Source organism: Streptomyces sp. NPDC026538, from assembly GCF_055567535.1.
This window is the reverse complement of record NZ_JBVHQG010000002.1, coordinates 482,654-506,842: the sequence shown is the minus strand read 5'-3', so window position 1 is coordinate 506,842 and position 24,189 is coordinate 482,654. Positions and strand designations below refer to the sequence as shown.

Below are 24,189 nucleotides of genomic sequence, written 5' to 3'. Positions count from 1 at the left end.
GCCGGTGTACCCCGTGCCGACGGTGGGGCGGGCGATGAAGGAGCGAGTGGACAGGGAGTTCTCCGCAGCAAGCAGGGGGCGGGAAACGGTCGGCGGCCATCAGGTGGCGCGCGGGTGCGTCTACGCGCGGTCCGACCAGGACGGGAACGGCGGGCCGGAGGCGTCGGTGCGCGCACAGGTGTAGCCGATCAGGCGGGACGGGGCGGCCTTCGCGGGGACGGTGGCGGCGTCGTTGCACACGAACGTGTACGTGATGGAGGTGCGGGGCACGGCGTGGAGCCAGGCCCGGTCCTCCTTGCCGGGGTTGATCTGCAGGCCGGAGTGCGCGACGGCGTCGGTCTGGGTGTGCATGTGGGAGAAGAGGATCAGCGCGCCGCCGTCGGTGGTCTTGAGGGCGTAGGCGTCCTTGTAGCGGTTGTCGGCGCCGGCGAAGACGGTGGTGCCCTGGTCCCCGTAGCGGGTGCCGGTCTTGTCGTGGACCTCGATCTGCCGCTTGCTCGCCGTGGTCGGCGTGAAGACCTTCGTCCCGGTGTGCGTGCCGCCGGTGGCGAAGTTGTCGAGCACCGCGGCACGCAGAACGCCGGCGTCGGCGGCAAGGTGCTTGTTGCCGTCGGCGGCGACGGCCGTCGCGTACCCGTCGTGGTCGAGTGCGATGTCCGGCAGCTTCGGGCTGTCGAGGTCGACGACGGAGACCATCTCCCAGCGCTTGCGCTGGGGTCGTTCGGCGAACACCGCCAGACGCGAGGGGACCTTGCCCTTGTCGTCCGAGAGCGCGGCGGCGAACCAGCGGTCCTGTTCGGCGGCCAGGCGCGGGATGTACAGCTTGGCTCTGGCGGTGTCGTAGGACCAGGGCTTGTAGGGCGTGCGGTCGGCCGCGGGGAGTCCCTCGGTCTCGGTGTAGTCCGAGACGGACATGGCGTACAGCGGGCCGTCCTCGATGGTGTCGAGCAGGGCGCGGTTGCGATCGGCGTTGGCCTCGTTGTTGATCTGCGAGTAGTGGGTGATGACGGCGCGGGCCTGGGCGGCGCTGAGGGCAGGCGCCGGCTGCGGCGCGCTGCTGGCGCTGGGCGTCTGCTTGGCGACGGCAGCATCGTTGTCGGTGGCACAACCGGTGAGCACCAAGGCGAGGCAGGCGGCGCCGACGAACAGCGGCAGGGTGCGGCGGGCGATGCGGATGGAGACTCCAAGGATCTAGGGGCCGGGGGGTCAGCGCGTACGGCGGAGCGGGGACACGGCCTTCGCTAAGGCCGGCGGAAGGGCGGCGCTGGTGGCGGGCGCCGAGTGGCGCAGGTTCACGCCGATGCCCTTAGCCGTGAGCTGCTGGACCACGCCGTGGACGCGAAGGGCGCGACCGGTGTCCCCGTAGGCGGTGGGCAGGAGGAAGGCTGCTTGGTGCGGGTGGTACTGGAAGCCGTGGGCGTACAGCGTCATGCGGGCATCCACCGGCACGCTCGCGTACGGCGCGCCGAGGGCTCCGTCGCTGTACAGGGTCAGCGTGAGGATCTGGTCGACCTGCGGTGGGGCGGGCCGGTGCGGGGCCTCGGGCTGGTGCTCCGCGTTGTCGAGGACCGCGTGCAGGGCCTGTTCGTAGCGGGGCAGCAGCCGCCGGGCGATGCATGTTGCTGCCCGGGCGGGGTCCTTCGGTACGGCGATGCCGTTGGGTTCTTCGACTCCGGCGAGGTGGTGGGGCTTGATGTGCGTGCCGTCGGGGGCGAGTGGGGCGACGACGAACTGGTGCGGGTAGCGGGGGCGGTCGGCCACGTACAACTGTTGGTCGGCGGGCCCATGGAGCACGGCGTCGTGGGTGAGGACGTACTGGCTGGCGACGTAGTCGACGTGGCCGGTGTCCCAGAGCTGCTGGGTGCGGGGGAACTGGTCGGCGTACTGCGCGTGGCGCTGGTACTGGCTGGTCCAGGTGCCGGGCAGGCGCGCGGCAAGGCCGGCGGCGAAGGCGGCCAGGTCGGTGCAGGGTGAGGTCATGTGTTCCTGGGGGAGGGCGATGGTCCGGCGTCAGCGCGTGTGCCGCGGCTGTGCCGGCGGGAGCATTTGCGGGGGAAGGGACGGTGCACGGGCCGGGCTGGAGGGCAGTCGCGGTGCCGACGCGAGCGGGGTGAGGGCCCGCATGCGGTCCTCGGCCACGTGCAGGACTTCTCCGAGGTTGCGGATCTCGGCGGCGGCGTCGGCGAGGTCGTACGACAGGTCGAAGCCGTTGTCCTTCTCCGCTTCCTTGGCCTTGTCCCCGGCTGCTTCGAAGAACTCGCCGAGTTGCGCAAGAAGGCCGTCGGTGGGCTCCAGGATCTGGTGCAGCAGGGCAGCGGCATCCGCATGCGACTCGGCTGCCTTGAGCCGGTCGGTCAGTGCGCGCAGCGCGTCGCCGTAGACGTAGACGGGAGCACGGTCCGGTGTGCCGGGGACGCCCTGGGCCTGGGGCGGGGGCGTCGGCTGGGCTGAGTCCACGGATGGGCTTCCGCCGGGCAAGACGGGGTGCGGCAGCAGTCCGAGCTGGGTCAGGCGGTGGTTGATCGCCTCGATCAGGGGCTGGGCGCTGCCGCCGTGGCGGGCTTCGGGCCGCTGCGGAGCACCGGGGTCGTCGGAGGGGGCCGAGTCGTAGAGGACCTCGAACAGCGACGGGTCGTCGGGGTGCTCACGCGTCGCGATCCAGCCCTCGGGGTCTCCGGGCGGGCGCTCGGAGGACGGCTCTTGCGGCGGACCGATGATCAGGTAACTGTCGTCGGGGAGAGAGACGCGCACGATGTAGGCGCTGAGGCCGAACTCCATGTCGCACTGCAGGCCGCGCGCCCGCAGCGGCGTGGTGATGTGCGCGTGGCGACGCCACAGCTCCTGCCACCACGGGGTGTCCACGTTGCGGTGGTCGGGAAGCGGTGCGAGCCAGGCAACGCGGCGGGAGTCTGGGGTGCTCGCTTCGTCAGCGGCCACGGTTCCTCCCGCGGGAGGAGGCGGGCGATCGGTGCGGTGGAGGCGTCCGTCCAGCGGGGGTGACGCCCGGCTGCGACTCCTGACTGAAGCCGAGTTCGTACTCGTCGTGGGTGGCGATCAGGTCGTGTTCAATCTGGGCTTCCTGGTCGGCGACCTGCGCCATGACGCTGTCGTGTTCGGCTTGGCGCTGTTGGTATTCGGCCCATTCGGTGGCGTTCACGTGAGGGGGACGTTTCAAGAGGACTCCGTGTGCAGGCGGTGGCGGTGCCGTGTCGATCAACAGGGGTGGTCCCTCGGGATCGCGTTTGCGAGAAGCGGCGGGACTGGAATCGCCGAAAGAGAGCTATCGACGGGGTGCGGAGCCGGGGGACGGAGGAGCGGGTGGGACACCTGCGCTGGCCCCAGGCTGGCCGCCGGTCGGTGTCGCGGGGGTGGGGGCCGGGTCGTAGGCGGCGCGCAGCCGGCTCAGGCCGGCCTCGTCGGCGAGGGCCAGGACCGACAGCGCCCGGCTGGCCGCTGTCATCAGCAGGTTTGAGGGAGATCCCTTGGCCGCACCGCGGTTCTCCCGCCGCCACCGGGCGGCGGCGACGAGGTAGTCGCTCACGGCGCGCAGTGCAGGTTCGGCGGCGTCCAGGACGTGGTCGGTGATTGCCTCGATCTCTGCCGGAGTCTGAGCCGCGGCGAGGGCGTCCAGATAGGGGGTGAGGTCGGGTGCGGGCCAGGGCTGGTCCGGCAGCGGATGCGCGTCGAGGAAGGGCTGCGCGTCGCGTCGCGCCCACCGCTTCAGGTCGCCGCGGGTGGCGAGGTTGTAACGGGTGGCGTGGATCTGGTCGGCGTCGCGGCCGACGTTGTCGTACAGGTCGAAGTCCGGGTCACGCGGGGAGATACGAAAGTCCTTCAATGGGGTGTTGTCAGGATTCGCGAACTCGACGCTTTTTCAATGCATTCGGGCGTCGGTGTCGAAGAGCGCCAGCTCGTTGGGATGCAGCAGGTGCTGGACGATGAAGGATCTGCCAGCGACTTTCCACAGACCACGGCCCCGGTTGAGGTGCGCGATGGCGTCCATTTCCACAGAGGTCAGGCCCAGCAGGGCGGCGGCGGCGTGGAGTTGGTCGGTCTCCTGGCGGTAGATGATCCGGGTGCTGCAGTCGGCGAGGAGGCCCTCGGCGAGGGCGCGGCCTTGTGATCCGGCGTCGCCGGCGGTGAGCAGGTCGGACAGCCGGTGGATCACCATGAGGTTGGCGATACCGAGGCCGCGGCTGAGCTTCCACTGGGCCTGCATCCGCTGCAGCAGGCCGACGTGCCGCATCAGTCGCCACGCCTCGTCGTACACGATCCAGCGCCTGCCGCCGTTCGGATCGGAGAGGGCGGACTCCATCCAGGCACTTGCGCAGGTCATGGCCAGGACGAGGGCGGTGTCGTCGCCGGATCCGCCCAGGCGGGACAGGTCGATGGTGAGCATCGGCGCGTGCGGGTCGAAGGCGACGGTGGAGGGGGCGTCGAACATGCCGGCCAGGTCACCGTGGACGAGGCGGCGCGTCGCGTGGGCCAGGTCGCGTGCGGCGTCGCCGAGCTGGCCGGACATCATGCCGGCGGCTTCGTCGAGCGCACTGGGGTTGTTGAGGGTGGCGGCGACGTCGCCGAGGAGTGGGGTGCGGCCGGTGGCGGTGGCGCGGGTGACGACGGCGTCGAGGGCGACGTCGAGGGCGGTGTGCTCCATGGGCATCAGGTCCCGGCCCAGGACGGTCCGGGCGAGGGAGCCTAGCAGGAGCAGGCGCCGTTTGCGGATCTCGCCGACCCAGTCGGCCTCCGTGACGCTGTCCGGTCGCGGGGCCGCGTCCAGGGGGTTCAGGCGTCCGGGCAGTCCGGGGCCGAGAGCGACGGACCGGCCGCCGAGGGCTTGCGCCACCGGCGTCCACTCGCCTTTGGGATCACAGGGGACGTAGACGCGGTAGCCGAAGGCCACCGAGCGCAGCGCGAAGGACTTGGCGAGCGCGCTCTTGCCCTGGCCGATCACCCCGGCGAGCAGGAGGTTGGGGTTGGTGAATCCCTCGACCTTGCCGTACAGCGCGAACGGGTCGAAGACGAACGATGCCTCGGCGTGGACGTCGCGGCCGATGTAGATGCCCTCGGCGCCGAGCCCGCCTTCGGCCAGGAACGGATACGCGCCGGCGGCCACGGCGGTGGTCATGCGGTGGGCGGGCAGCTTCAGCCGGTTGTTACGGGCGGAGGCGGGCCCGGGACGTCCACTCGAAGGGTAGATCGGAGCGGGCATCTCGTGCTCGGCGGGTGTGCTCTTGGCCTGGTGGACGGTGGCTTCGGCGCGGGCCTTGGCGGTGGCTTCGGCGAGCTGGCGGCGGGCGGCCTTGCGGCTGGCCCGGTCGGTGCCGTGGGGGGTGAACAGCGGGCTGGCGGAGGCGCGGCGGGCGCGGCGAGCGGGCCGGTGGCTCATCGGGGGCCCTCGATTCTGCGGGTGGTGCTCATCGCACGCAGGCCGTGGTGTGCGGACGGAGGTCGGTGGGGGTGGTCTTGCGCCGGATGCTGTGCCCGGCGGCGAGGTGGCGTTGGCAGATGGTCAGTACGGGCGGCCCTTCGGGCAGCCGTTCCGGATGGCAGGCGCTCGTCTCGGTGTCTGCCTGCGCTGTGTTGCCGGGCAGCAGGTGGAAGGCGGCGTGGAGCTCGGTGGCGGCCTGCCACAGCCGGGTGTGCGCGGTGGCGAGGTGGCGGCCTGCTGCAGGATGCGGGGGCCGCGCTACCTCGGCCAACTGGTCGATGAACCGGTGTAGTTCGGTGAGGTGGGCGTGGAGGGTGTCGAGGTGCCCGCGATCCGGGAGCGTGGCACGGTTGAGGGCCCGAGCGTGGTGGCGGACGCCTGCGGTGGCGGCCCGAAGGTAGGGGTGCGCGTCGGGCGCGCTGGGACGGGGAGGGCTCAATGGGAGGTCCTTGCCGCCAAAGAGGCGGGAGCGGGGTGTGGGGGCGAACTGGCAGCTACAGGGTGGTGCGGGCCAGGGGGAGTGCGGCGACGGCGAACGCGTCGGGCTGCTGGTAGTTCAGCCGTCGCAGGTCGACGCCCGAGGTGACGGCGTGGGTCTCGATCTGGGCGCAGGCGGCGTCCAGGAGGGCGTCGGTCTCGGCGGTGACGGTGACGAGGCCGGTCAGGGCGACGTCCGCGTGTCCGGCGATGAGCTGGCGCTCACGCTGTTTGACGTCGGCGTACTCGACGGAGTCTTCTTCGCTGTCGACCTGACCGCGGCGTGCGCGCTCGTTGGCGTCGGCGATGATCGCGGCCTTCTTGCGCTGGACGTCCCGCAGCGCGGACTCGAGCCCCTGCGGGACATAGATCAGGGACAGGCTGCGTCGCACGCCGGCCGTGAACATGAGGCCGTGCATGAAGCCGGCGTTCGTCTCGGTGCGGGGCCAGTTCTCCACCCAATAGGTGGCGTGCCGTGCGCTGTCGGTGGCGAGGCGGTCGTACTCCTCGACCTGGACGACGGGCCCGGCTGCTGCGGGATCGGCTTCGGCGCGGCCGGTGTCGGACCACTGCTGGAGTGCGGCAAGAGCCCTGGGGTCGTAGGCGGTGCGGATGACGGCGGCGATCTCCCGCGCGGTCAGCCACCCGGTGACCATCAGTCCGGCGTTGCGGGCCGCCTGGGCGATGGAGGCGGTGGTCTGCTCCATGACGGTGAACGCCCCGGGCAGCCCGCCGCCAGCCTGCGAGATCAGCCGCCGGGCGGCCTTCAGATCGAGGGAGATGGCGAGGTAGGTCTCATGAGGTGCGGCGGCGGGACCGGCCGAGGCGACCAGTTCGGAGTAGATCTGTCCGGCGACCGGTGTCTGGGGCTGCCCGTTCTGAGCCCAGTGGCGGGAGAGGGTGTCGCCGCTGTCGGGGACGGTGCGTTCCAGCACCTGCACGGTGGCGATGTGCCCGGTGCGGGCGATGCCCGCGAGCGCGCGTCCCCAGCTGCCCACATTGTGGGTCTGGGTGGCGGGGTCGAGGAGGGCGAAGGCGCGACTGCTGACCCGGGCGATGGCGGTCAGGGTCTGCCGGTGCGGGTCGTGCACGGCCGCGGCGCCGTTGGCGGAGTCGCCGGGTGTGACCACCTTGAGGGAGGCGGCCGTGCCGGGCAGGTGGAGGATGCCATCCTGCCGGGGCCGGGTGACGGGCCGGGCGAGCCAGAGCGTCTGGCCGGTGCGTCGGCGCTGTGCGTAGCGGGTGACGATCGGCGCCCAGTCGATCAGGGAGCGTCCGTGCCGACGGATCACCACGAGCGCACCGGAAGCCGCCCACAGCGGTGCCAGGGCGACGGCGCCGACCAGCCCGGTGGAGACCACCGTCATCAGCAGCAGCGCCAGCGTGCAGGAAACAAGGACGAGTTGCGGCAGGGAGAGGCCGAGGAGGATGCCGCGGCGGGACCGGTGCGGAAACTTCACCGTGACCGGAGCGACGGAGAGATCAGTCAAGGGGCGGGTCCTGAAGACGCGGGCGGAAACCCGGGGGCGGGGGTGCAGTACACGTCCCGCCCCCGGTAGACGGACAGGGGATCAGAGGCCGGTCGCAGGCGGCGGCGGTGAGGCCGTCCCGCTGGGCGTGGCGTTCTGTGCCCCAGGGGACGGCGGTGCGCCCTGCGGCGGCGGGGTCGTGGTCGGCGGCACTGACTGCCAGCCGCCTTGCTGGCCGGACGCGGCGCTCACGCCGGATCCACCCGGCCCCGGGCTGCCGCCCACCTGGCCGCTGGTGTCATCCGACACGCTCGTCGGCGCGGGCTGGACGGCCTTCTCCAGGCCGGACTTCATGGCACCGCCACCGGGCGAGCCGCCCGTTCCGCCACCCTGCGAAGCGTCCTTGCCGCCGCCGCTGTCGCCGGTCGGGTTGGCGGCGATGTCGCCGGGGAATCCGCCTCCGCCTGCGGCGTCGGGGCCTTGCGCGGCGGCGACACCCGCTCCGGCTGCCGCGCCGCCGGTTCCGGCGGTGGCGGCTGCTGCCGCGGCCTTGCGGGCGACGTTCTCGGCGTGGGCCTTGGCGATCTGCGCTCCTGCGCCGCCGGCGCGGTGGATGGACTCGCCGTCGGTGCCGTCGGCCGCCCAGTGCACGAACTTGAAGACGGCATAGGGGCACAGCAGCACCAGGATCATGATCACGATGCCGGACATGACGTCGGCGAGGGCGGCGATGCCGTCGGTGGCGTCGGTCTTGCCCATGGCGGCGATGCCGAGCACGAAGATCACAGTCATCAGCAGCTTGCTGACGACGAGGGTGGCGGTGGCTTCGATCCAGCCCTTGCGCCAGCGGCGTGCGACTTCCCAGCCGCCGCCGGCGGACGCGAAGACGGCCAGGGTGACCATGACGAGGATGCCGACCTTGCGGACCATCATCACGCACCAGTAGAGGAAGGCGCCGATGGCGGCGCCGAGACCGACGACGACCGGGACGAGCCAGCCGAGTCCGGCCAGGGACCCGATCTGGCTGACCTTCACGATGCGGCGCACGGCCGACTCGATGCTCAGGTGCGCGGTCTTGAACAGGCCGTCGCTGACGGCGTCGACGACTTCGACGGCGACCGTGGTCAGGGCGATGGCGCAGAACGCGAACAGGACCCCTGACATGGTGCCGGTGAACGCCTGGGTGAGGGCTTGTCCGTCGCGTCTGACGGCGGCCCGGACGAGCTGCGCGCAGAAGGTGGCGACCAGCAGGACCAGGCCCAACGGCAGCAGCATCTCGTAGTTGTCGCGGAACCATCCGGCGTTCAGGTCGACCCTCGTGGTGGTGTTGACCGCCTTGGCGGCCAAGTCGGCCGCTGCCGCAGCCAGCTCACCTGCGGACTTCGCCATCCAGTCACCGATGGCCTTGCCAGGGTCCGAGGCGAAATCGACCGCGTCGCCGACGGCACAGAGCTTGTCCGCCAGGGGGTAATCACAGAAACCCACGGGGAATTACTCCTCCTTATATCGTGTCAGGCGCGGGTCATTGCGTGACGCTCGGAGCGATGGCGGCCAGGGCACAGTCGTGGCCGGGGCGGCACTGCACGGCGAGGGTCACGGCGCGGTCCTCGGCTCCGCCGCCGCCCTTTTTCCAGGCGATCTGCTGCGTGCCGTTGACGGTGACGACGTAGATGTACGCCTCGGTGATCGCCGAGGGGTCCTCGGCGAGGGCCTGCTTGAACGCGCCCGGGTAGTGGCCTTCGGTGACGCGGGCGGTGGCGTGCTGGTCCTGGTCGGCCATCCGCGACCACAGCAACGGATCAGGGACCTGGCCGGAGACGGACGCCCAGTCGGCGTAGGCGGGCTCTTTGGTCATCCACGCGCGCATGCCGGCGAGCTGCTGGTCGCGGCTGGTGTCGCGGGTGTCGTAGGACCACAGCATCTGGGCTGCTGCCTTGGCGTACGCGACCGGCTCGGCGATCTGCGGAGGCTTGGGCACGGAACCGGAGTCGGCCTCGGGTTTCGGGGCGGGGGCCTCGGAGGAGGACGGGCTGTGCGTCGCGGCCGGCCCGGCAGCGGTCGGATCCCGGTGGGCGTTGCCGCTGCCGGACAGCCAGGCGACGGCTGCGGCGATGGTGAGCAGGACGGTGACGACCAGAGCGACGATGGCGACGCGCCGGTTGGCCGACCAGCCGACGCCGTAAGAGGACAGCGAGAGGGTGGGGAATCGGTTCCGCATCAGTGAACCTGCGAGCCGAGGGTGGAGAAGAACGCGACGATTCCGTTCGCGGCGCCGAGGCCGAGGGCGGCGCCCGCGGCGACGACGGCGCCCTTCTTGCCGTTGGCCTCGGCCTGGTGGCCACCGGTGTGGTGGCCCCAGGCCCACACGCCGAGCGAGACCGCGAGGGCACCGACGACGGCGATGATCCCGAACATGTTGATGCTGTTGACGACGTTCTTCAGCACGCTCAGGCCGGGCAGGCCGCCGCCCTTGGGCGAGATCCCTGGGTCGTAGGCGAGCTGGATGACGCGGTCTGCGAGAGGGAGGGACATAGGTGTGGCGGGGCTCCTTGCATACGCGGGCCAGACGAGGGGCCGGCGAGAAGAGGGGAAGCAAAGGGGGGGGCGGGGAGATGCGCTCGGGGCGTGGAAGATCGCCGTGACCGGCCGGCCTGTCCGGAGCGGTGTCCGGGCGGGTGGCGTCAGATGACGCGGCGGGCGGCGAGAATCGTCCAGTCCTTGATCGGGGTGATCCGGACCGGCTTGGTGGTGCGCGGTGCCTCGATCACGAGGCCCTCGCCGATGTACATGCCGACGTGCTCGGGACGGCTCGCGGTGCCGCGGCTGAAGATGAGGTCACCGGGCTTGAGCTGGGCGGGCGAGACCGCCTTGCCCTCGTTGACCTGCGTGTACGTGGTGCGGGAGAGCGTGACGCCGGCGTGCGCGTACGCCTGCTGCATCAGCGAGCTGCAGTCGCAGCGGCCCATCGGGTCCGGGCCGTGGGCGTTGGTGCAGGATCCGCCCCACTGGTAGAGGGTGCCGAGCTGGTGCATCGCCCACTCGATGGCCTTGCGCGCCTTCGGGTGGGCGTCCTTGGGGATCTTGTACCCCTTCGGGACGCTGCCCTCGGGGATGGGGCCGAAGCCGGAGCCGTCCTGGCCCGGAGTGCAGCCGGTAGTGCCGGCTCCCGGGTCCTTGCCTGTGTTCGGCTCCTTGGCGTCCTTGTTGTTGCCGGCGCCGGGGAAGGTCTTGGCGATGGCTTCCTGCAGCGCGGTGGCCAGGTGCTCCCACTGCGCGTAGGCGTCCGGCAGGCCGGACTGCTGTACTGCTTGGGCGGCCTGGGTGACGGTCATCTGCTGCCAGCCGTTCACCTTGAGCAGATGCTTGTAGAACTGCTCGCTCGCGTACGTCGGGTCACGGATCTGCTCGGCGGTGCCCCAGCCCTGGGAGGGACGCTGCTGGAACAACCCAAGGCTGTCCCTATCGCCGTAGTTGAGGTTGCGCAGCCTCGACTCCTGCATCGCCGTGGCGAGCGCGATGACCTGGCCCTTCTTGGGGACGTCGAGGCTGATACCGGTGGCCACGATCGTCTGGGCATTGGGCACCTGCTCGGCGGGCAGGTCCAGGCCCTCGACGTGGACGTTCTTGCCGGACGCCCCGTCGAGGATCTTGGTGACCTGCTCGGCGACCTTGCCGGTGTCGATGTCGTTCAGGCAGATGAGGGAGCTGCTGCTGCTTTGAACGGCGTCCGCGGAGGACGCCATCATCATGCCGGTGCCGGCGAGCAGAAGCGGGGAGAGGAAGACGACGCCGATGCCGGCGGCGAGCGCCTTCAACCGGAGCGGACCGCTCGTGGGTCAGCGAGGTCGGGCAGGGGTGGGTAGCGAGACGTCATGAGCGTGTCCTTCGGGGGTGCGGTGTCCGGCGTGCCGCGTGCGCGAGGCGTGGTGGAAGGGCGCGGCGGCCCGGGTGGGCGATCAAGGCGGACCGATGTGGGGCGAGTTGCCGCTCGCTCCCAGCTGGCCGGGCCGTGAGCTAGGTGTGCCGGGGCAAGGGGGTACCTCCGTGAGGTGTGGCGGGGGAGCAGCCAGCGGCGGTGTGCGCCGGGCGGTTCAAAAACAGTAGATGCGGATTGGCGGTTGACCAAAAAGCCGGCGCGAGGTGCCGGAATCCGGCACCCTCGCACGGCACTTCTTGGTCGTCGGCGGATTCGCCTCTACAGTTTTTGGACTCCCCTCGCCTCCTCGGTCTGCGGCCCTGGGCTTCTGCACGCCCACTTCCGGCCCGCGAGGACTCCTGTGCGAGGCGGCTAGTTCACCCCGTGAATCCGCACCCGAATAGGGGCCCCTCTTTGCCTTTTTCCCTTCACCAGGGCGACGCCCTGGCCGTTCTCTCCGGCCTTCCGGACGGCTGCGTCGACTCCGTCATCACCGACCCGCCGTACAACAGCGGTGGCCGGACCGCGAAGGAGCGCACCACCCGCTCCGCGAAGCAGAAGTACACCTCCGCCGATGCCAAGAACGACCTCGCCGACTTCACCGGCGAGAACATGGACCAGAGGTCCTACGCGTTCTGGCTCACGCAGATCATGACCGAAGCGCACCGTCTGACGAAGACCGGCGGGACCGCGCTGTTGTTCACCGACTGGCGTCAGCTCCCGACGACGACGGACGCGATCCAGGCCGCCGGGTGGCTGTGGCGCGGCGTGCTTGCCTGGCACAAGCCGCAGGCCAGGCCGCAGAAGGGCCGGTTCACCCAGAACTGCGAATTCATCGTCTGGGCCAGTAAGGGGCCGATCGACGGCTCCCGGAACCCGGTCTATCTGCCCGGCATGTACTCGGCGTCGCAGCCCTCGGGCGCGCAGCGCCGGCACATCACGCAGAAGCCGGTCGAGGTGATGCGCGAGCTGGTCAAGATCAGCCCCGAGGGCGGCACGGTCCTCGACTTCTGCGCCGGCTCCGGTTCCACGGGCGTGGCCGCTCTGCTGGAAGGCCGGGACTTCATCGGCGTGGAGAAGACCGAGCACTACGCGTCGATCGCGGCCGACCGGCTCACCGAGACGATCCGCGAAACCCTCACGCAGGACGACGTGGACCTTACCGGCTGAGCCCCGTCCTTGCCTGCTGCCAAGGCGACCGGCTCCCCAAGCGTAGCCGCCGGCGCAATACCGCCGCAGTGGCCGTGCAGCTCGCCGGATGGGCCGCGCGCAGACGCTTCCGTCCTTTTCTCATCCCGTGTCTCGTAGGAGGCCGAGCTTTTCAATGCCCGAATCAACAAAGTCGCCTGACGATGGCGAGTTGGAGCCGGTTCGTATTCCGGATCGACAGCTGGAGGGAATCGAGGCGAGCGTGCGGCGGCTCATGGAGCAGTCGGCGCAACAGGCTCAGCAGCTCGACCACCTCGCGTCCGCCCCGCCGCCCAGCGGATCACCGTTCGCCGCCTTCGGCATGCCAGGACTCGGCGGGCCGCCTCCTGCCGCTCCACCGGAGCCCCGCCCGATCCTGGAACTCGACGGAGAAGAACGCGAGGACGAACTCGACGCCCTGTCCGACTGGGTGGATGACTTCTTCCTCCCGGTGTACGGGGCGGAGGTCACCACCGCGGCACCCTGGTGCCTGCAGTGGCAGGAGCACGACGACGTCGTGGCCTGGCTCCACGCCCTGTGGCTCGCCTACCAGCAGCACAAGGATCCCGAAGCCGGGCTGTCCGGCCTGTTCGTGTGGCACCGGGACTTCCTCACCCACGCCGTCGCGGCGATCCGCGCGCCGGGTGGGCCGCTGTCGGCCTGCATGACCTCACCCGACCGGCCCGCGCACCGCCTTCTGCCCGGTCCGCCGCCGTCCGTGCGCACGGAGACGGCGAACACGACACAAGCCGCCGAACCGGACGAGCCGACGTCATGACCGCGGGAGCGGGACAGCCCGCCTTCGGACTCAGTTTCGACCCCCGCGCGCTGACCGATCTCCTCCAGGCCCCCAGCGACATCCGCGACCTCACCCTCGCCTACCTGCAGGAAGTCGTGAACGCGCAGCGCTTCGGCCTGCGTCTCGACGGTGACCTGGAGGGTTTCCGGAAGCTGTTCGTGGACTCGCGCAAGGACTGGCGCGTCGTCTACGGCGTCCGCCCGGCACCCGCGGAGTCCGCGCATCCCAAGGAGATCCACGTCGTCGCCATCCGGCCGCGAGCAGGCAACGACGTCTACGACGAGGTCGGCCGCCGCCTGGGGATGACCCGCCGGCCGCTGAGCGCCCGCACCCACGCGGCACGCTCGCGTTCCCCGCAGCTGACCACCCGCGCTCCCGTGCCCCGGCCCGGTCCGCCGCCCACCGCACTGCCGGGGCTGCCCCGTCCCGCCCCAAACCCCGCGCACCATCCCCTCCGCTGAACGCACCGAGGTCCGCCTATGCCCCCTCCACCCGCGCCGACACCAGGTCGGCGCGCGGTCTCCCCGCTCGACCACCGCCTCCAAGCCGTCACCGGGCACGACATCGACACCCTGTGGGCCTACCGCGACCGCGGCGTCCTCGACGAGCAGCACGCCCACCTGGTCGACCGGCACCGTGAACTGGCCAAGGCCCAGACCAGCGTCACCTTCTACCTCCGGCTCCTCAACCGCCTGTCCAGCGGCGAGTTCGACGTCGACAGCGCCCTGTTCACGCGCATCGACCGCACCGTGGACCAGCTGGAAGAGGCCGCCGCCGCGCGGGACGCCGCCGCCCGGGCGGTGCTCGCCGCCCTGGAGCCCATCGAAGCCGCAGCGGCGGCTTCCGCGCCCGACGCACGGCAGCTCTCGACGGATGACCAGGCGGCGCTGCTCGCCATCGCCGGCGGCGCCAAGCTCTACGAACACCTGCTGACCGGCCGGATGTCCGTCACAGCCGCCTCCGGTACCCGCATCCCCCACGCCAAGCTGCAGCAGTTGGAGGACGCCGGCCTGGTCGTCCGGGACACCGGCCACCCCGTGCACGCAGGCCAGCCGGTCGCGCTCACCGACGCCGGACGGGCCGCGCTGTTCGCCGCCCGCCGGGCTCCCACGGTGCAGGCGCCGAAGGTCCCGGCTCGCCCCGGCGCATCGCGGCCCACCCCGGCGCAGCGGCGCTGACTTCACCGAAAGGCCCTTGTTGTCTCCCGCCGACCCGGCGCCGGGCCGGAAGTCCCTCCCCGAAGTCGACTTCGACCTGGACGACCTCGACGCCGACGAGGAGAAATACCTCGACTTCTACCGCAAGGTCGCCGTCCACGAGGACATGCTCGTTCCCCTCGCCGAACACCACGACGGCCCGCACACCTACTACGTCCTGTTCGACCGCACCACCACCTGGGGGCACCCCGGCATGCCGCAGGTGCTCGCCGTGCATCTGCAACGGAACCGCGAGAAGCGGACGTTCAGCTTCGAGCATGCCCCTCTGCCGCTGCCCGCGATGGCGCAGTCCTGGCTCATCCACCGTGGCTGTCCGTCCGATGCCATCGCCCTCGCCCCACTGGGCCCGCCGCCAGCGGACGAGGCCACGCGCGCGCTGGAGTTGCGCCTCGCCGGCGACGGCGACCACTACGCCATGGGCTACTCCTACACCAGCGACGACCCGGACGACATGGTCATCGTCGTGGCCCTGCGTGTCCTGGACGAGCGAGCTCCCTCGCCGTTCCGCGTCGTGGTCGAAGAGGTCGACACCGAGACGTGGACGCACACCCTGCGCGAGGGCGGCTTCGACACGCTCGGCGAGGCACTGCAGTGGTGCGACGACCGCCTCGCGGGCGAGGCCGGCCCTCTTCCGCCGGTCCGCCCGGCAGCCGCAGTTAGCCGCCCGGCCGGCTTGCCGAAGGCTCCTGCCCCGCGCCCGCCCGGCCGCTCACGCTGAGCGTCAAAGCCGACCAGGGCGGCGCAACATAGCCGACGATCGCCGGTTAGCCAAACCGGCGAATATCCGGACTCTTATACAGCCGCCGGGACAACACCCGCGGCACCTTCCCCGCAATCCCTATGCCTTCACGGAGGTTTCTTCCGCATGCGCTCCACCCGAATTGCCATATCCGCAGCCATGCTCGGCGCACTCGCTCTGCCTGTGCTGTCCGCCACCACCGCCAGCGCGACCCCCGCGAGCAGCTGCTCGTCCCAGCCGCCGCTGCCGTACGAGGTACACACCAAGGCCGTGACCATCCGGTCCAAGGCCACCACGAAGTCCACCGCGCTCGGCGTGCTCTACAAGAGCCACAAGTTCACCGTGCACAAGAAGAGCGGCAACTGGCTCTACATCACGGACAAGACCACCGGGGTCAAGGGCTGGGTCTCCGGCACGTACGTCTACCGCGACGTCCGAATGTGCCTGGACTGACAGAGCCCAGCAGGTGCCCGTAAGCGGCTCAGCCACCGGGTACGGCAGCCCCTCCCACCCCAGGGATCGGCCTTTCCAGAACAGGAGATTTCCCTTTGCCCGATGGCATATCCGATGAGTCTGAGGATGTCGTGGGCGTGCTCACCGAACGGATCGAAGCGCGCTTCGACATGGGCATGGACCAGTTGAAGGCCGCGGTCGCCGCCGCGCCGACCGCGAATCCCGATGCCACCGACGTCGTCAAGTGGCATGGCCTTCTCGTCGAGGCCCAGTCCGTGTTGGAGCGTGCGGAGGACGACCTCCTCGCTGCGCTGCAAACCCAGCCCAGCGAGATCGACGATCCGACGATGGGCCTCGCCCACCGGGTGAACGCGGCCGTCACCGCCCGCGACGGCCGAGCCATGGTCGTGCGCTGGCTCCTCGACCCGGACGCCCCGGGGAAGAAGGACCTAGCCGCCCAGCGCCTCGCCCGCCTCCGGCCCCGAACCGACCCGGCGGTGCAGACCAGCGCTCCCCACCGGCCCGCCGGCACAGCCGCACCGGCATCGGCCTGGCGGCCGGCAAGGACCGCCCGATGAGCCGGGACAAGGCCAGCACCATGGACGCCGACCTGCAGAAGGTCTTCGGCAACCCGCTACCCGAGCTGTACGAGACGGCTGCCAGCCCAGGTGCCTCGCCCGCGCTCGCCCGTGCCCTGGAGCTGCGTTCGTTCCTGGCGCTCACCGAGGAGCAGGTCGCCCGCGTCCGCGACCGCGTCCACGCCGACATGGACCCGGACCGCGACATGGGCGAACTGTCGGCGGACAAGCTCCGCTTCGACGCGCAGTGGCTGGAAGCCGCACTGGAGGCCCGCGACGGCTACCGCGCCGCCCTCGGCGGGCTGCTACGCACCATGCCTCCGCCTGCCCAGCAGGCTCGGCCCGTACGAACGGCTCAGCTCAGGGCCACCGCAACCCTGCCCCCGTCTGCCGCCCCGGCACCGCAGCGTGCCGGGGCGGCCCGGGCCCGCCGACCGTGAAAGCCCACGCTTGCCCCACCTCACGTCCACCGACATAGCCGGACGGATCGAGGACTTGTACGGCGCGCCGCTCGCCGACCTCGAAGCCCACGCCCAAGACCAGCCGCCCGGCATGCTCTCCGCCCTGCTCGGCATGCACGACGACCTCGCCCTCGCCGAGCGCAGCATCGACGTCCACCGCGACCACCTCGCCCGGCTCATCCACCCCGAGCGGCAGATCGACCCGCACGAGGTCTCCCACCTCCTCGACGGTGCACGCCGGCTCGCCGAAGCCGTCGCCGTCCGCGACGTCCAGGCCAAGTCGGTCGCCGCCGTCCTGCAGAGCCTGGCCCGCGTCCCGGCCCCGACGCCTGCCCCGCCGGCTCCCTCGCCGTCCGTTCCAGCTCCGCCTCTACCGGTGCCGAGCCCGGCACACAGCCGCTGACCCAGGCGCTCTCTCTCTTTCCTTCACCCAGGAGTTCCTCCCTTGGCCATCACCGCTCTGCCCCCTGACACCGACGCCGACATCGCCCGGGTCACCGAGGCCCTCGCCATGATCACCCCACGCTGGAACGTGAGGATCCTCCTGGCCCTCTCCGGCCCGCCGCTGCGCTACAGCGAGCTGGCGGCCAAGGTGTCCTGGCTGCAGAACGGCCAGCTCCACCCCAAGCTCAAGTCTCTGTGCGACGCCGGACTCGTCGAACGCACCGAACACACCGCACGGCACGTGAGCTACCGCCACACCGAACGTGGCGCGGCCCTGCTGCCGGTCCTGCCGGTGATCGTCACCTGGGCCGAGGAACACCTGGAGAAGGCGGACGGTCCGCTGCCCGCGATCGAGCAGATCGAGGACGGCCTCACCCTGCTCACCCGGCGCCACGCCGCCGCCATCCTGTGGGTGCTCAAGTCCCGACAGGAGGTCAGCGGCCGGGCTCTGGCCCGGATCGTGATGCCCAGCAGCGACTGGACCAACATTTATCCGCCGCTGCGGCAGCTCGTCGCCGACGGCCTGGTCGACACCGACGGCATCGGCCAGCCCTACCGGCTGTCCGCAGCCGGCGACGGCCTTGGCCCCGTGCTCGGCGCCTTGTCCGCCTGGTCCGCAGGGCAGAGCCTCGACCAGGCGGCCCAACACCCGGTCTGGGGACACCCGCAGGCGAAGCCCGCGCCGAGGCCGTGGCTCAGCAGCCAGCCACGGCCGACCCCCGCGGCGCTCCCACCCGCTCGCACGACCGCATCCTCTCCGGCGTGGCACCACCGCGATCTCTTCTCGCACGCTACGACCGCCCGCCCGAAGGCAGCCATCCCGGCGGGAGGCCCGCGCCGATGAGCACCCCCTTCACCCCTGCCGAAGTACGCCACGCCGTCGAACTTCTCGCCTCGCGCTCCTTGATCCGCCTGGTCACCGAGATCGACGACAACGGCGCCATATCGCCGCGACGGCTGGCCGGCACCCTGCCCGACCTCTCCACGCACCAACTGCGAAGCGCCTCCGACACGGCCCGCGGCCACGGCCTCGTCCGGATCGCACCCGGCTCCGGTCTCGAACTTACCGAGGCAGGAGCGGAGTTGGCCGACCTGTACGACGCGATGGCTCGCTGGGCCCGGCGTCACGCCGTCCCGGCCCCCGTCTGCGAGTTCAGCCGCCGTATCCGGCACGTCCTCGACCTGTTGGCACCGTCGCTCTCCACCGAGCGCGCCGACGCTCTCTCTCCGCTGACCGGCGACGGTGCCGAGGCGGGGCTGGCCCGTCCCCGCACCCTCCTGATCCAGTGGCTGGCCGACAACCCCCAGGTGGCCAGGGTGCCCGAGCCTGAGCCGGTCGCGTGAGCGCAGCGGTCACACCGCGGCACGCACGCCACACCGGCGGGCTGATGCGCAGCATCTACCTGCCGCGCACGGCGGACGCGTTGGCGTTCGCGATGTCCACCTACGGCATCCCGCTGCTTGTCCTAGCCACGACGCGATCCGCTGCGCTGACGGGCGCCGCCTTCGCCCTGGAGTGGATTCCGCGGCTGGCTGCGTTCGGGTGGGCCGGCTCGGTCGTTGACCGGCGCGGTGCCTCGGTGGTCTTCCACCTTGCCTCCCTGGGGAGGGCGCTGGCCCTCGCCGCTGGCGCGGTCCTGCTCCACCTCCACCCGTCCGGCACCGTGGCGGGCGCGACCGTGATGGTGCTGGCGGCGACGACCGGCGTGCTCACCGAGTTCAGCTATATCGCGGCCGAGACCGCGGGCGCCGCCGCCGGACGGCGAGCAGGACGGCGGGCCCACCGTGTCCAGGCCGTCCTGCTTGGCATCGACCAGACCGCAACCATGGCCGGGCCGGCGTTCGCCGCAGTGCTCCTGCTCGCCGGGCCGCCGCCGATGCTCGCAATGATCAGCGTGCTCTCGCTGCTGGCTGCCATGCTCGCCCTGCGCACCCCGCCCTCGCCCGTGGCACCGGCCCGCGCGCCGAAGGGGCAGTCCGGCGCCGGACTGCTCACCGGGTGGCGCACCATCCGCTCGCTGCCCGCGCTCGGCTGGCTCGTGACCGGGCTGACCCTGTCCAACCTGGCCACCGGCCTTCTCCAAGCGGCCGGCCCCGTGATCGTCGTCAAGCACTTCGGGCAGTCCACCACCGCCGTCGGCCTCGTCTGGTCCGCCGCTGCCGCAGCGACGCTCCTCAGCGTCACATTCTGCCGGTTTGCGATCGACCGCCTCGGTCTGTGGCCGGTCGGCGCCGCCTGCGCCGCCCTCGCCTCACTCGGCTGTCTCGCCGCCGCCCAGGCCCCCGACTACCGGTCCTACCTCGTCCTAGTCGCGGTCCTCATGGCGGGCGAAGGAGGCATGACGGTCGTCCTGCGCACCCTGCGCTCCCGCCTGATCCCTCCGGAGAAGTTCGGCAGCACCCTGTCGGCGACCATCCTCATCCTCCTGCTGCCCTTCCCCGTCGCCGGCGTACTCACCGCGCTCGCCCCGCCCGACGCACTGGGACACGTCATCACCGCATGCGCCGCCCTGCAGGCCATCGGCCTGTTCTGCTCCTTCGCCCGCCTTCGCACCGATCCCGTCCTGCGCACCTGACCCTGCTGCGTCCTCAGCCTGTGGAGAACTTCATGTCTATCGCCGCCCTCGGATCGCACCGCGCGACCGGTCGCACCATCACCGAGCAGTTCCACGCCTTCGACGCCCACAACCCGAACGTCTACCGGGCCCTGGAACGCATGGCCGCCCGACGTCTGGCCTCCGGCGCCACACGCGTCGGCGTGAAGGACCTCTTCGAGGACGTGCGCCGCCAACTCCCGTACGGGGTCGCCGGGCTGAACAACAACTTCACCGCCCTCTACGCCCGTCGGCTGATCAGCGAAAACCCGCACTGGGCTGCGGCGTTCGAGTTGCGCCGCCGTCGTGCCGACTGACAGCTCTCGGTTTCCTCCCGCCTAAGCATCCTCGGCCGGCACCGACTTCGCCGCTCTGCTCCGCCGGCCCCGCTCGCGGCGGCTGCTCGCCGGACACTCAGCGGCCCTGCGCCGCCGAGGGCCGCCGTCCACATATCCCTGCCCCCTCTTTAGATTCTGAGGAGCCTGTTCTTGCCCGACCGTCCTGTCGTCCTGGTCGTCGCCGCATCCGACATGGAGGCCGAGGCGTACCGCGGGTACTGCCTTCAGTCCGTGGCCGCCGTCTACGACGTCGTCCTGATCACCGGCGAAGAGCCCTCGTGGGAGACGCCGTACCTGCGGGACTGCGTGGTCGTGTCCGATCCGACCGACCAGGCGGCGCTGTCCGCCGCCGGCCGGGACCTGGCCGGCCGCTACGACCTTGCCGGCGTGTTCACGTGGACCGAGTGGTACCTCGTCCCGGTCGCCCGCCTCGCCCGCCAGCTCGGCCTGCCCACCACTGCCCCGGAAGCCATGCAGGCATGCCGCAACAAAGCCACCTCCCGTACGTTGTTCGCCCAGCACGGGGTTCCGTCGGCAGCCTCGGTGAGCGTGCGCACGCGTGCCGAGGCCCAGGTGGCGGCCGAGCAGATCGGCTACCCGGTCGTGCTGAAGCCCGCCGCGCACGCGGCCAGCATCGGGGTGATCCGCGCCGACACCCCCGAACAGCTCACCGCCGCCTTCGCGTTCGCCGACCAGGCGGCCGGGCTGGGACTCGAGTCCACCAGCGTGCTGGTGGAGGAGTATCTCGACGGACCCGAGGTGTCGGCCGAGTGTGCCACCTACGGCGGTGAGACCACCGTGGTGGCCGTCACCCGCAAGACGGTCAGCGCCCCGCCGTATTTCGAGGAACTGGCCCACTCGGTCGACGCCGCCGACCCACTGCTCGACGTGGTCGCACCGGCGGCACGCGCCGCGATCCACGCCCTGGGAATCACCGACGGCGTCTCCCATGTCGAGATGCGGCTGGTCGACGGCCGGCCGCGGCTGGTCGAGGTCAACGGCCGGATCGCCGGTGACATGATCGGCCATCTCGTCCAGCTCGCCACCGGCATCGACCTGCCGCGCACCGCCGCCGACATCGCCTGCGGCCGTGCCCCCGACCTCACCCCGACCCGGTCCTCGGCCGCCGCGATGCAGCTGCTCTACCCTGACACCTCCGGCACCTTGCTCCGCCTCGGATTCGACGGCGTCAGCCCGCGCTGGTTGGAACGCGTGCACTTCCAGCACCAGGTCGGCGACCAGCTGCTCCTCCCGGCCGACGGCGGCAACATGTTCACCGCCCGTATCGGCTACCTGATCACCACCGCGCCCACCGCGGACCTCGCACAGGCCCGCGCCAAGCAGGCTGTGCGCCATCTGCAGGTCGCCCTGGTGCCGCACACGGCCGACGAGCCTGCTGCGGGTGGCCGCCCCGCATGACCCGCGCCGACGCTTCCGTGCGCCGCAGCCGTGTCCTGCTGACCAGCTACTTCCTCGGCCTGGGCGTGGTGATGGCGGTCTGGGGCGCCCGGATGCCGGCCGTCCAGCACGCCGCTCACCTCACCACCGCCGGCCTGTCGCTCGTCCTGCTCGCCGCCGCTGTCGGCATGGTTGCCGGACTGCAGGCCGGCGGCCGACTCGCCTGGCCCGACCGACTTCCCCTGCTCCTGATTGGCGGAGCTGTCGCACTGGGAGCGGCTCTCGCCGTGCTGGGGCAGTGCCGGACGCTGACCTCGCTACTCGCGGCGGCTGTCACCTTCGGTGCCGCGCACGGTGTCCTGGACGTCGCCGCCAATACCGCGGCGGTTCGCTGCCAGAACGCCGCCAGCCGGCCGGTCATGTCCTCCCTGCACGCCGCGTACTCGATCGGTGCCCTGGGCGGTGCCGCCCTGGCCGCTGCCACTGCGCGCACAGCCCACAGTGCCTTGTTTATGGCCACCGGCCTCGCGCTGACCGCGACCGTGCTCGTGGCCGGGCCGCGCACCCTCGCGCTGAGCGGCGCCGACCAGCCCAAGCTGCCGGAGCCACAGGGGGCCGGTCAGGGCCGGGCGGGAGGTGTGTGGCTGTTGGGTGCGCTGGCGGCTGCGAGCCTGCTGGGGGAGGGGGCGGCGGCCGACTGGGCCGCAGTGCACCTGCACACGCTGCACGCCACAACCGCCCTCAGCGCGACAGCGTTTGCCCTCTACAGCACGGGCATGGCGATGGGCCGGCTCACCGGCGACTGGCTCACGACCCGCTTCGGCGCTCCTGCCGTGGTCCGCACCGGCGCTGCGCTCGCCGCCGGCGGACTGACCACCGGCGTCCTGGTCGGCAGCGTGCTTGCGGCGCTGGCCGGCTGGGCGGTCTTCGGGCTCGGCCTGTCCAGCACCGTCCCCTCCCTGATCACCGCCGCCGGCAGACACGGCCCGAGGGCCGTCGCCACGGTCTCTGTCACCGGCTACCTCGGCCTCCTCGCCGGCCCCGCCGTCATCGGCGCCCTCGCCAGCGCCACCACCTTGCCCACGGCCCTGCTGCTGCCCGCCCTCCTCGCAGCCGCTCTCGCCGCCCTCACCCGCCGAGCCCTGGAGAACACCGCCCCTTGACCCGCCCCACCGGCCCCGACGCCGTCATCCTTGACTACAACGGCGTCCTCGGCCTGCAGCCCACCCGCGCCCAGTGGCTACGGCTGGCCCGTACCGCTTCCTGGCCCGAAGACGATCTCGCAGCATTCCAGCGCGTCTTCTGGAACGCCCGCGACCTCTACGACGCCGGCCAGCTCAGCGACCTGGCGTACTGGGCCCGCGTCCTCGGCTTCCATCCGGGCCCCCGCCTGTTGCGCGAACTCCTCGCCGCAGACACCGACATGTGGACCGCGACCGACGAGGGCGTTCTGTCCGTCCTGCGCCGCGCCCATGCCACCGGACTGCCGATGGTGCTGTTGTCCAACGCACCCGCCCACCTCAGTACGGTGCTGGACACCCACGACTGGCGCCGAATGATGACCCAGGCGCTCTACTCGGCCCGCCTGCAGCTGTGCAAGCCCGACCCGGCTATCTACCAGCAGGCGCTGGCGGCCACTGGGGTCGGTGATCCACGACGTGTCCTGTTCGTGGACGACCGCCCCGACAACTGCCAGGCCGCCGCCCGCTTGGGCCTTCGCACGCTGCACTACACCGGCTCGACCGACGCCCTACGAGCAGCTTTGCTGCCCGCTGACTGACTCATCCGCCCACGCCGCCAATCAGGAACCCGTGTCCCTCCACGACGACCCTCACACGCCTGACGGAGACGTCTTCGTCTCACCGCGTCATCTCGCCAGCAGCACCAACACCGGCGACCCCGCCCTCACCCCGCTCATCGACCATGGCTGGGACGTCCAGCACGACGACCTCGGCAACGTGTACGTCAACGCTCCCGACCGGCGCATGCGCCTGGGCTACCTGCCCGAAGGCGAGGACGACGGGCTCTGGCGCATCAACGCCTACAAGGACCAGTTTGGCCCGCCGACATGGGGCGTCTGTTTCAACGACCGCGTCCCCACCGAGTTCGTCCAGGCGTTCACCACCGCCCTCGCCACCGCCTACGAACAGGGGCCGGACGCCTACCTCGCCAGACCGGTCTCGGGAACCGACGAGCACGATCCCTTCCTCGCCGTCGTGCCTCTCCTGCAACAAGGCTGGGAGATCGACCGTCCCCGCTGGGGCGTGTTCGCCGTCCAGGCCCCGGACGGCCTCGCCGGTCTGGAGTTCACCACCGGGGACCTTGATCCGGAAGCCGAGCTGACCACCCGTGACGCTCGCTGGCAGCTGTGGGCGGGAAGATCCATCGACCGGCCCGTCTGGTACGCGACGGCCAGCACCGACACCCCCGTCGCCCTGCTCACCGCAGTCACCCAGTGCGTCGCCGATCCGGCTCCGCTTCCCCGGTGGCGCCAGGACACCCTCAGCTACATCGAGGGCATGGCCCAGCTCACACCCATCATCCCACCGCAGCCGCAGGCCCCAACTCCGCTCGACGTGCAGCGGGCTGCCTCTCGCCGGCCGGCCGCGCTGCCGGCTGCGAGTGTCCCTCGGTGGAGCACCAACAGCCGACCGGCCCTGCCCGGCCCGCGCCGATAGCGCCGGCCC

The 24,189-nt window shown here is 71.3% G+C and carries 29 protein-coding genes; 17 read left to right on the top strand and 12 right to left on the bottom strand.

Features of this window, described 5'->3' with window-relative positions:
• Nucleotides 1–120: 120 nt before the first annotated feature.
• From ACZ4N4_RS09250 to ACZ4N4_RS09195, 12 genes are all read right to left on the bottom strand, one after another.
• Nucleotides 121–1,119: a DUF8094 domain-containing protein gene (locus ACZ4N4_RS09250; RefSeq protein ID WP_467586174.1), complete on the bottom strand. Its 999-nt coding sequence runs from the start codon at nt 1,117–1,119 to the stop codon at nt 121–123.
• An 87-nt stretch (nt 1,120–1,206) separates the two neighbouring features.
• Nucleotides 1,207–1,980, bottom strand: a complete 774-nt coding sequence (locus ACZ4N4_RS09245) for a hypothetical protein (RefSeq protein ID WP_467586172.1) — start codon at nt 1,978–1,980, stop codon at nt 1,207–1,209.
• Nucleotides 1,981–2,010: 30 nt separating this feature from the next.
• On the bottom strand, nt 2,011–2,937 hold the full coding sequence (locus ACZ4N4_RS09240) for a hypothetical protein (RefSeq protein WP_467586169.1): 927 nt from the start codon (nt 2,935–2,937) through the stop codon (nt 2,011–2,013).
• Nucleotides 2,927–3,157: a hypothetical protein gene (locus ACZ4N4_RS09235; RefSeq protein WP_467586167.1), complete on the bottom strand. Its 231-nt coding sequence runs from the start codon at nt 3,155–3,157 to the stop codon at nt 2,927–2,929. The genes ACZ4N4_RS09240 and ACZ4N4_RS09235 overlap by 11 nt, the downstream gene beginning before the upstream one ends.
• Before the next feature lie 123 nt (nt 3,158–3,280).
• A complete protein-coding gene (locus ACZ4N4_RS09230) occupies nt 3,281–3,838 on the bottom strand; it encodes a hypothetical protein (protein ID WP_467586164.1) in 558 nt (185 codons plus the stop codon).
• A gap of 36 nt (nt 3,839–3,874) precedes the next feature.
• A complete protein-coding gene (locus tag ACZ4N4_RS09225) occupies nt 3,875–5,389 on the bottom strand; it encodes an ATP-binding protein (RefSeq protein ID WP_467586161.1) in 1,515 nt (504 codons plus the stop codon).
• Between the two features lie 28 nt (nt 5,390–5,417).
• Nucleotides 5,418–5,870 carry a DUF6238 family protein gene (locus ACZ4N4_RS09220; RefSeq protein ID WP_467586158.1) on the bottom strand — a complete coding sequence of 151 codons (453 nt, stop codon included), beginning with the start codon at nt 5,868–5,870 and terminating at the stop codon, nt 5,418–5,420.
• A 55-nt stretch (nt 5,871–5,925) separates the two neighbouring features.
• Nucleotides 5,926–7,398 (bottom strand): SCO6880 family protein, encoded by a 1,473-nt coding sequence (locus ACZ4N4_RS09215; protein WP_467586155.1) that lies wholly within the window; start codon nt 7,396–7,398, stop codon nt 5,926–5,928.
• Nucleotides 7,399–7,479: 81 nt separating this feature from the next.
• Entirely contained in the window at nt 7,480–8,862 is a 1,383-nt protein-coding gene (locus ACZ4N4_RS09210; protein ID WP_467586152.1) for an SCO6881 family protein, read from the bottom strand.
• 37 nt (nt 8,863–8,899) lie between these two features.
• Nucleotides 8,900–9,595, bottom strand: coding sequence for a dihydrolipoyllysine-residue succinyltransferase component of 2-oxoglutarate dehydrogenase complex (locus ACZ4N4_RS09205; RefSeq protein ID WP_382103143.1), 696 nt, complete (start codon nt 9,593–9,595; stop codon nt 8,900–8,902).
• Complete coding sequence (locus ACZ4N4_RS09200; RefSeq protein WP_006143162.1) at nt 9,595–9,909, bottom strand: DUF6112 family protein; 315 nt, start codon at nt 9,907–9,909, stop codon at nt 9,595–9,597. The genes ACZ4N4_RS09205 and ACZ4N4_RS09200 overlap by 1 nt, the downstream gene beginning before the upstream one ends.
• 149 nt (nt 9,910–10,058) lie before the next feature.
• Nucleotides 10,059–11,192, bottom strand: coding sequence for a C40 family peptidase (locus tag ACZ4N4_RS09195; protein ID WP_467586148.1), 1,134 nt, complete (start codon nt 11,190–11,192; stop codon nt 10,059–10,061).
• Nucleotides 11,193–11,707: 515 nt separating this feature from the next.
• Here ACZ4N4_RS09195 and ACZ4N4_RS09190 point away from each other — a divergent pair.
• From ACZ4N4_RS09190 to ACZ4N4_RS09110, 17 genes are all read left to right on the top strand, one after another.
• Nucleotides 11,708–12,463, top strand: coding sequence for a DNA-methyltransferase (locus tag ACZ4N4_RS09190; RefSeq protein ID WP_006143159.1), 756 nt, complete (start codon nt 11,708–11,710; stop codon nt 12,461–12,463).
• Nucleotides 12,464–12,716: 253 nt separating this feature from the next.
• A complete protein-coding gene (locus tag ACZ4N4_RS09185) occupies nt 12,717–13,259 on the top strand; it encodes a DUF4913 domain-containing protein (protein ID WP_061915836.1) in 543 nt (180 codons plus the stop codon).
• Nucleotides 13,256–13,741: a hypothetical protein gene (locus tag ACZ4N4_RS09180; protein ID WP_467586145.1), complete on the top strand. Its 486-nt coding sequence runs from the start codon at nt 13,256–13,258 to the stop codon at nt 13,739–13,741. The genes ACZ4N4_RS09185 and ACZ4N4_RS09180 overlap by 4 nt, the downstream gene beginning before the upstream one ends.
• Nucleotides 13,742–13,759: 18 nt before the next feature.
• Nucleotides 13,760–14,458 (top strand): hypothetical protein, encoded by a 699-nt coding sequence (locus ACZ4N4_RS09175; protein ID WP_006143154.1) that lies wholly within the window; start codon nt 13,760–13,762, stop codon nt 14,456–14,458.
• Between the two features lie 16 nt (nt 14,459–14,474).
• On the top strand, nt 14,475–15,215 hold the full coding sequence (locus ACZ4N4_RS09170; protein ID WP_467586143.1) for a hypothetical protein: 741 nt from the start codon (nt 14,475–14,477) through the stop codon (nt 15,213–15,215).
• Between the two features lie 180 nt (nt 15,216–15,395).
• Nucleotides 15,396–15,689 (top strand): SH3 domain-containing protein, encoded by a 294-nt coding sequence (locus ACZ4N4_RS09165; protein WP_061915846.1) that lies wholly within the window; start codon nt 15,396–15,398, stop codon nt 15,687–15,689.
• Between the two features lie 95 nt (nt 15,690–15,784).
• Entirely contained in the window at nt 15,785–16,267 is a 483-nt protein-coding gene (locus ACZ4N4_RS09160; RefSeq protein WP_467586140.1) for a hypothetical protein, read from the top strand.
• Nucleotides 16,264–16,707 (top strand): hypothetical protein, encoded by a 444-nt coding sequence (locus ACZ4N4_RS09155; RefSeq protein ID WP_006143150.1) that lies wholly within the window; start codon nt 16,264–16,266, stop codon nt 16,705–16,707. The genes ACZ4N4_RS09160 and ACZ4N4_RS09155 overlap by 4 nt, the downstream gene beginning before the upstream one ends.
• Nucleotides 16,708–16,717: 10 nt before the next feature.
• Nucleotides 16,718–17,131: a hypothetical protein gene (locus ACZ4N4_RS09150; RefSeq protein WP_006143149.1), complete on the top strand. Its 414-nt coding sequence runs from the start codon at nt 16,718–16,720 to the stop codon at nt 17,129–17,131.
• Between the two features lie 42 nt (nt 17,132–17,173).
• Nucleotides 17,174–18,016, top strand: a complete 843-nt coding sequence (locus ACZ4N4_RS09145) for a winged helix-turn-helix transcriptional regulator (RefSeq protein ID WP_006143148.1) — start codon at nt 17,174–17,176, stop codon at nt 18,014–18,016.
• The gene (locus ACZ4N4_RS09140; protein ID WP_467586136.1) at nt 18,013–18,516 is read left to right on the top strand and encodes a regulator; all 504 of its coding nucleotides are present in this window, start codon (nt 18,013–18,015) and stop codon (nt 18,514–18,516) included. The genes ACZ4N4_RS09145 and ACZ4N4_RS09140 overlap by 4 nt, the downstream gene beginning before the upstream one ends.
• Nucleotides 18,513–19,748 carry an MFS transporter gene (locus ACZ4N4_RS09135; protein ID WP_360964992.1) on the top strand — a complete coding sequence of 412 codons (1,236 nt, stop codon included), beginning with the start codon at nt 18,513–18,515 and terminating at the stop codon, nt 19,746–19,748. Before ACZ4N4_RS09140 ends, ACZ4N4_RS09135 begins: the two co-directional genes overlap by 4 nt.
• 32 nt (nt 19,749–19,780) lie before the next feature.
• Nucleotides 19,781–20,083 (top strand): hypothetical protein, encoded by a 303-nt coding sequence (locus ACZ4N4_RS09130; protein WP_467586133.1) that lies wholly within the window; start codon nt 19,781–19,783, stop codon nt 20,081–20,083.
• Nucleotides 20,084–20,296: 213 nt separating this feature from the next.
• Complete coding sequence (locus ACZ4N4_RS09125) at nt 20,297–21,523, top strand: ATP-grasp domain-containing protein (RefSeq protein ID WP_467587660.1); 1,227 nt, start codon at nt 20,297–20,299, stop codon at nt 21,521–21,523.
• Entirely contained in the window at nt 21,520–22,665 is a 1,146-nt protein-coding gene (locus tag ACZ4N4_RS09120) for an MFS transporter (RefSeq protein ID WP_467586131.1), read from the top strand. The genes ACZ4N4_RS09125 and ACZ4N4_RS09120 overlap by 4 nt, the downstream gene beginning before the upstream one ends.
• Nucleotides 22,662–23,282 carry an HAD family hydrolase gene (locus tag ACZ4N4_RS09115; protein ID WP_189925673.1) on the top strand — a complete coding sequence of 207 codons (621 nt, stop codon included), beginning with the start codon at nt 22,662–22,664 and terminating at the stop codon, nt 23,280–23,282. Before ACZ4N4_RS09120 ends, ACZ4N4_RS09115 begins: the two co-directional genes overlap by 4 nt.
• 31 nt (nt 23,283–23,313) lie before the next feature.
• Nucleotides 23,314–24,180, top strand: coding sequence for an SPDY domain-containing protein (locus ACZ4N4_RS09110; RefSeq protein WP_360964980.1), 867 nt, complete (start codon nt 23,314–23,316; stop codon nt 24,178–24,180).
• The last annotated feature ends 9 nt before the right edge of the window (nt 24,181–24,189 follow it).

Excerpts from the sequence above, each read along its gene's own strand:
- ACZ4N4_RS09245 (WP_467586172.1), bottom strand. The coding sequence starts at position 1,980 with ATGACCTCACCCTGCACCGACCTGGCCGCCTTCGCCGCCGGCCTTGCC.
- ACZ4N4_RS09225 (WP_467586161.1), bottom strand. The coding sequence starts at position 5,389 with ATGAGCCACCGGCCCGCTCGCCGCGCCCGCCGCGCCTCCGCCAGCCCG.
- ACZ4N4_RS09205 (WP_382103143.1), bottom strand. The coding sequence starts at position 9,595 with ATGCGGAACCGATTCCCCACCCTCTCGCTGTCCTCTTACGGCGTCGGC.
- ACZ4N4_RS09200 (WP_006143162.1), bottom strand. The coding sequence starts at position 9,909 with ATGTCCCTCCCTCTCGCAGACCGCGTCATCCAGCTCGCCTACGACCCA.
- ACZ4N4_RS09185 (WP_061915836.1), top strand. The coding sequence starts at position 12,717 with ATGGAGCAGTCGGCGCAACAGGCTCAGCAGCTCGACCACCTCGCGTCC.
- ACZ4N4_RS09180 (WP_467586145.1), top strand. The coding sequence starts at position 13,256 with ATGACCGCGGGAGCGGGACAGCCCGCCTTCGGACTCAGTTTCGACCCC.
- ACZ4N4_RS09175 (WP_006143154.1), top strand. The coding sequence starts at position 13,760 with ATGCCCCCTCCACCCGCGCCGACACCAGGTCGGCGCGCGGTCTCCCCG.
- ACZ4N4_RS09165 (WP_061915846.1), top strand. The coding sequence starts at position 15,396 with ATGCTCGGCGCACTCGCTCTGCCTGTGCTGTCCGCCACCACCGCCAGC.
- ACZ4N4_RS09155 (WP_006143150.1), top strand. The coding sequence starts at position 16,264 with ATGAGCCGGGACAAGGCCAGCACCATGGACGCCGACCTGCAGAAGGTC.
- ACZ4N4_RS09140 (WP_467586136.1), top strand. The coding sequence starts at position 18,013 with ATGAGCACCCCCTTCACCCCTGCCGAAGTACGCCACGCCGTCGAACTT.
- ACZ4N4_RS09130 (WP_467586133.1), top strand. The coding sequence starts at position 19,781 with ATGTCTATCGCCGCCCTCGGATCGCACCGCGCGACCGGTCGCACCATC.
- ACZ4N4_RS09125 (WP_467587660.1), top strand. The coding sequence starts at position 20,297 with ATGGAGGCCGAGGCGTACCGCGGGTACTGCCTTCAGTCCGTGGCCGCC.
- ACZ4N4_RS09120 (WP_467586131.1), top strand. The coding sequence starts at position 21,520 with ATGACCCGCGCCGACGCTTCCGTGCGCCGCAGCCGTGTCCTGCTGACC.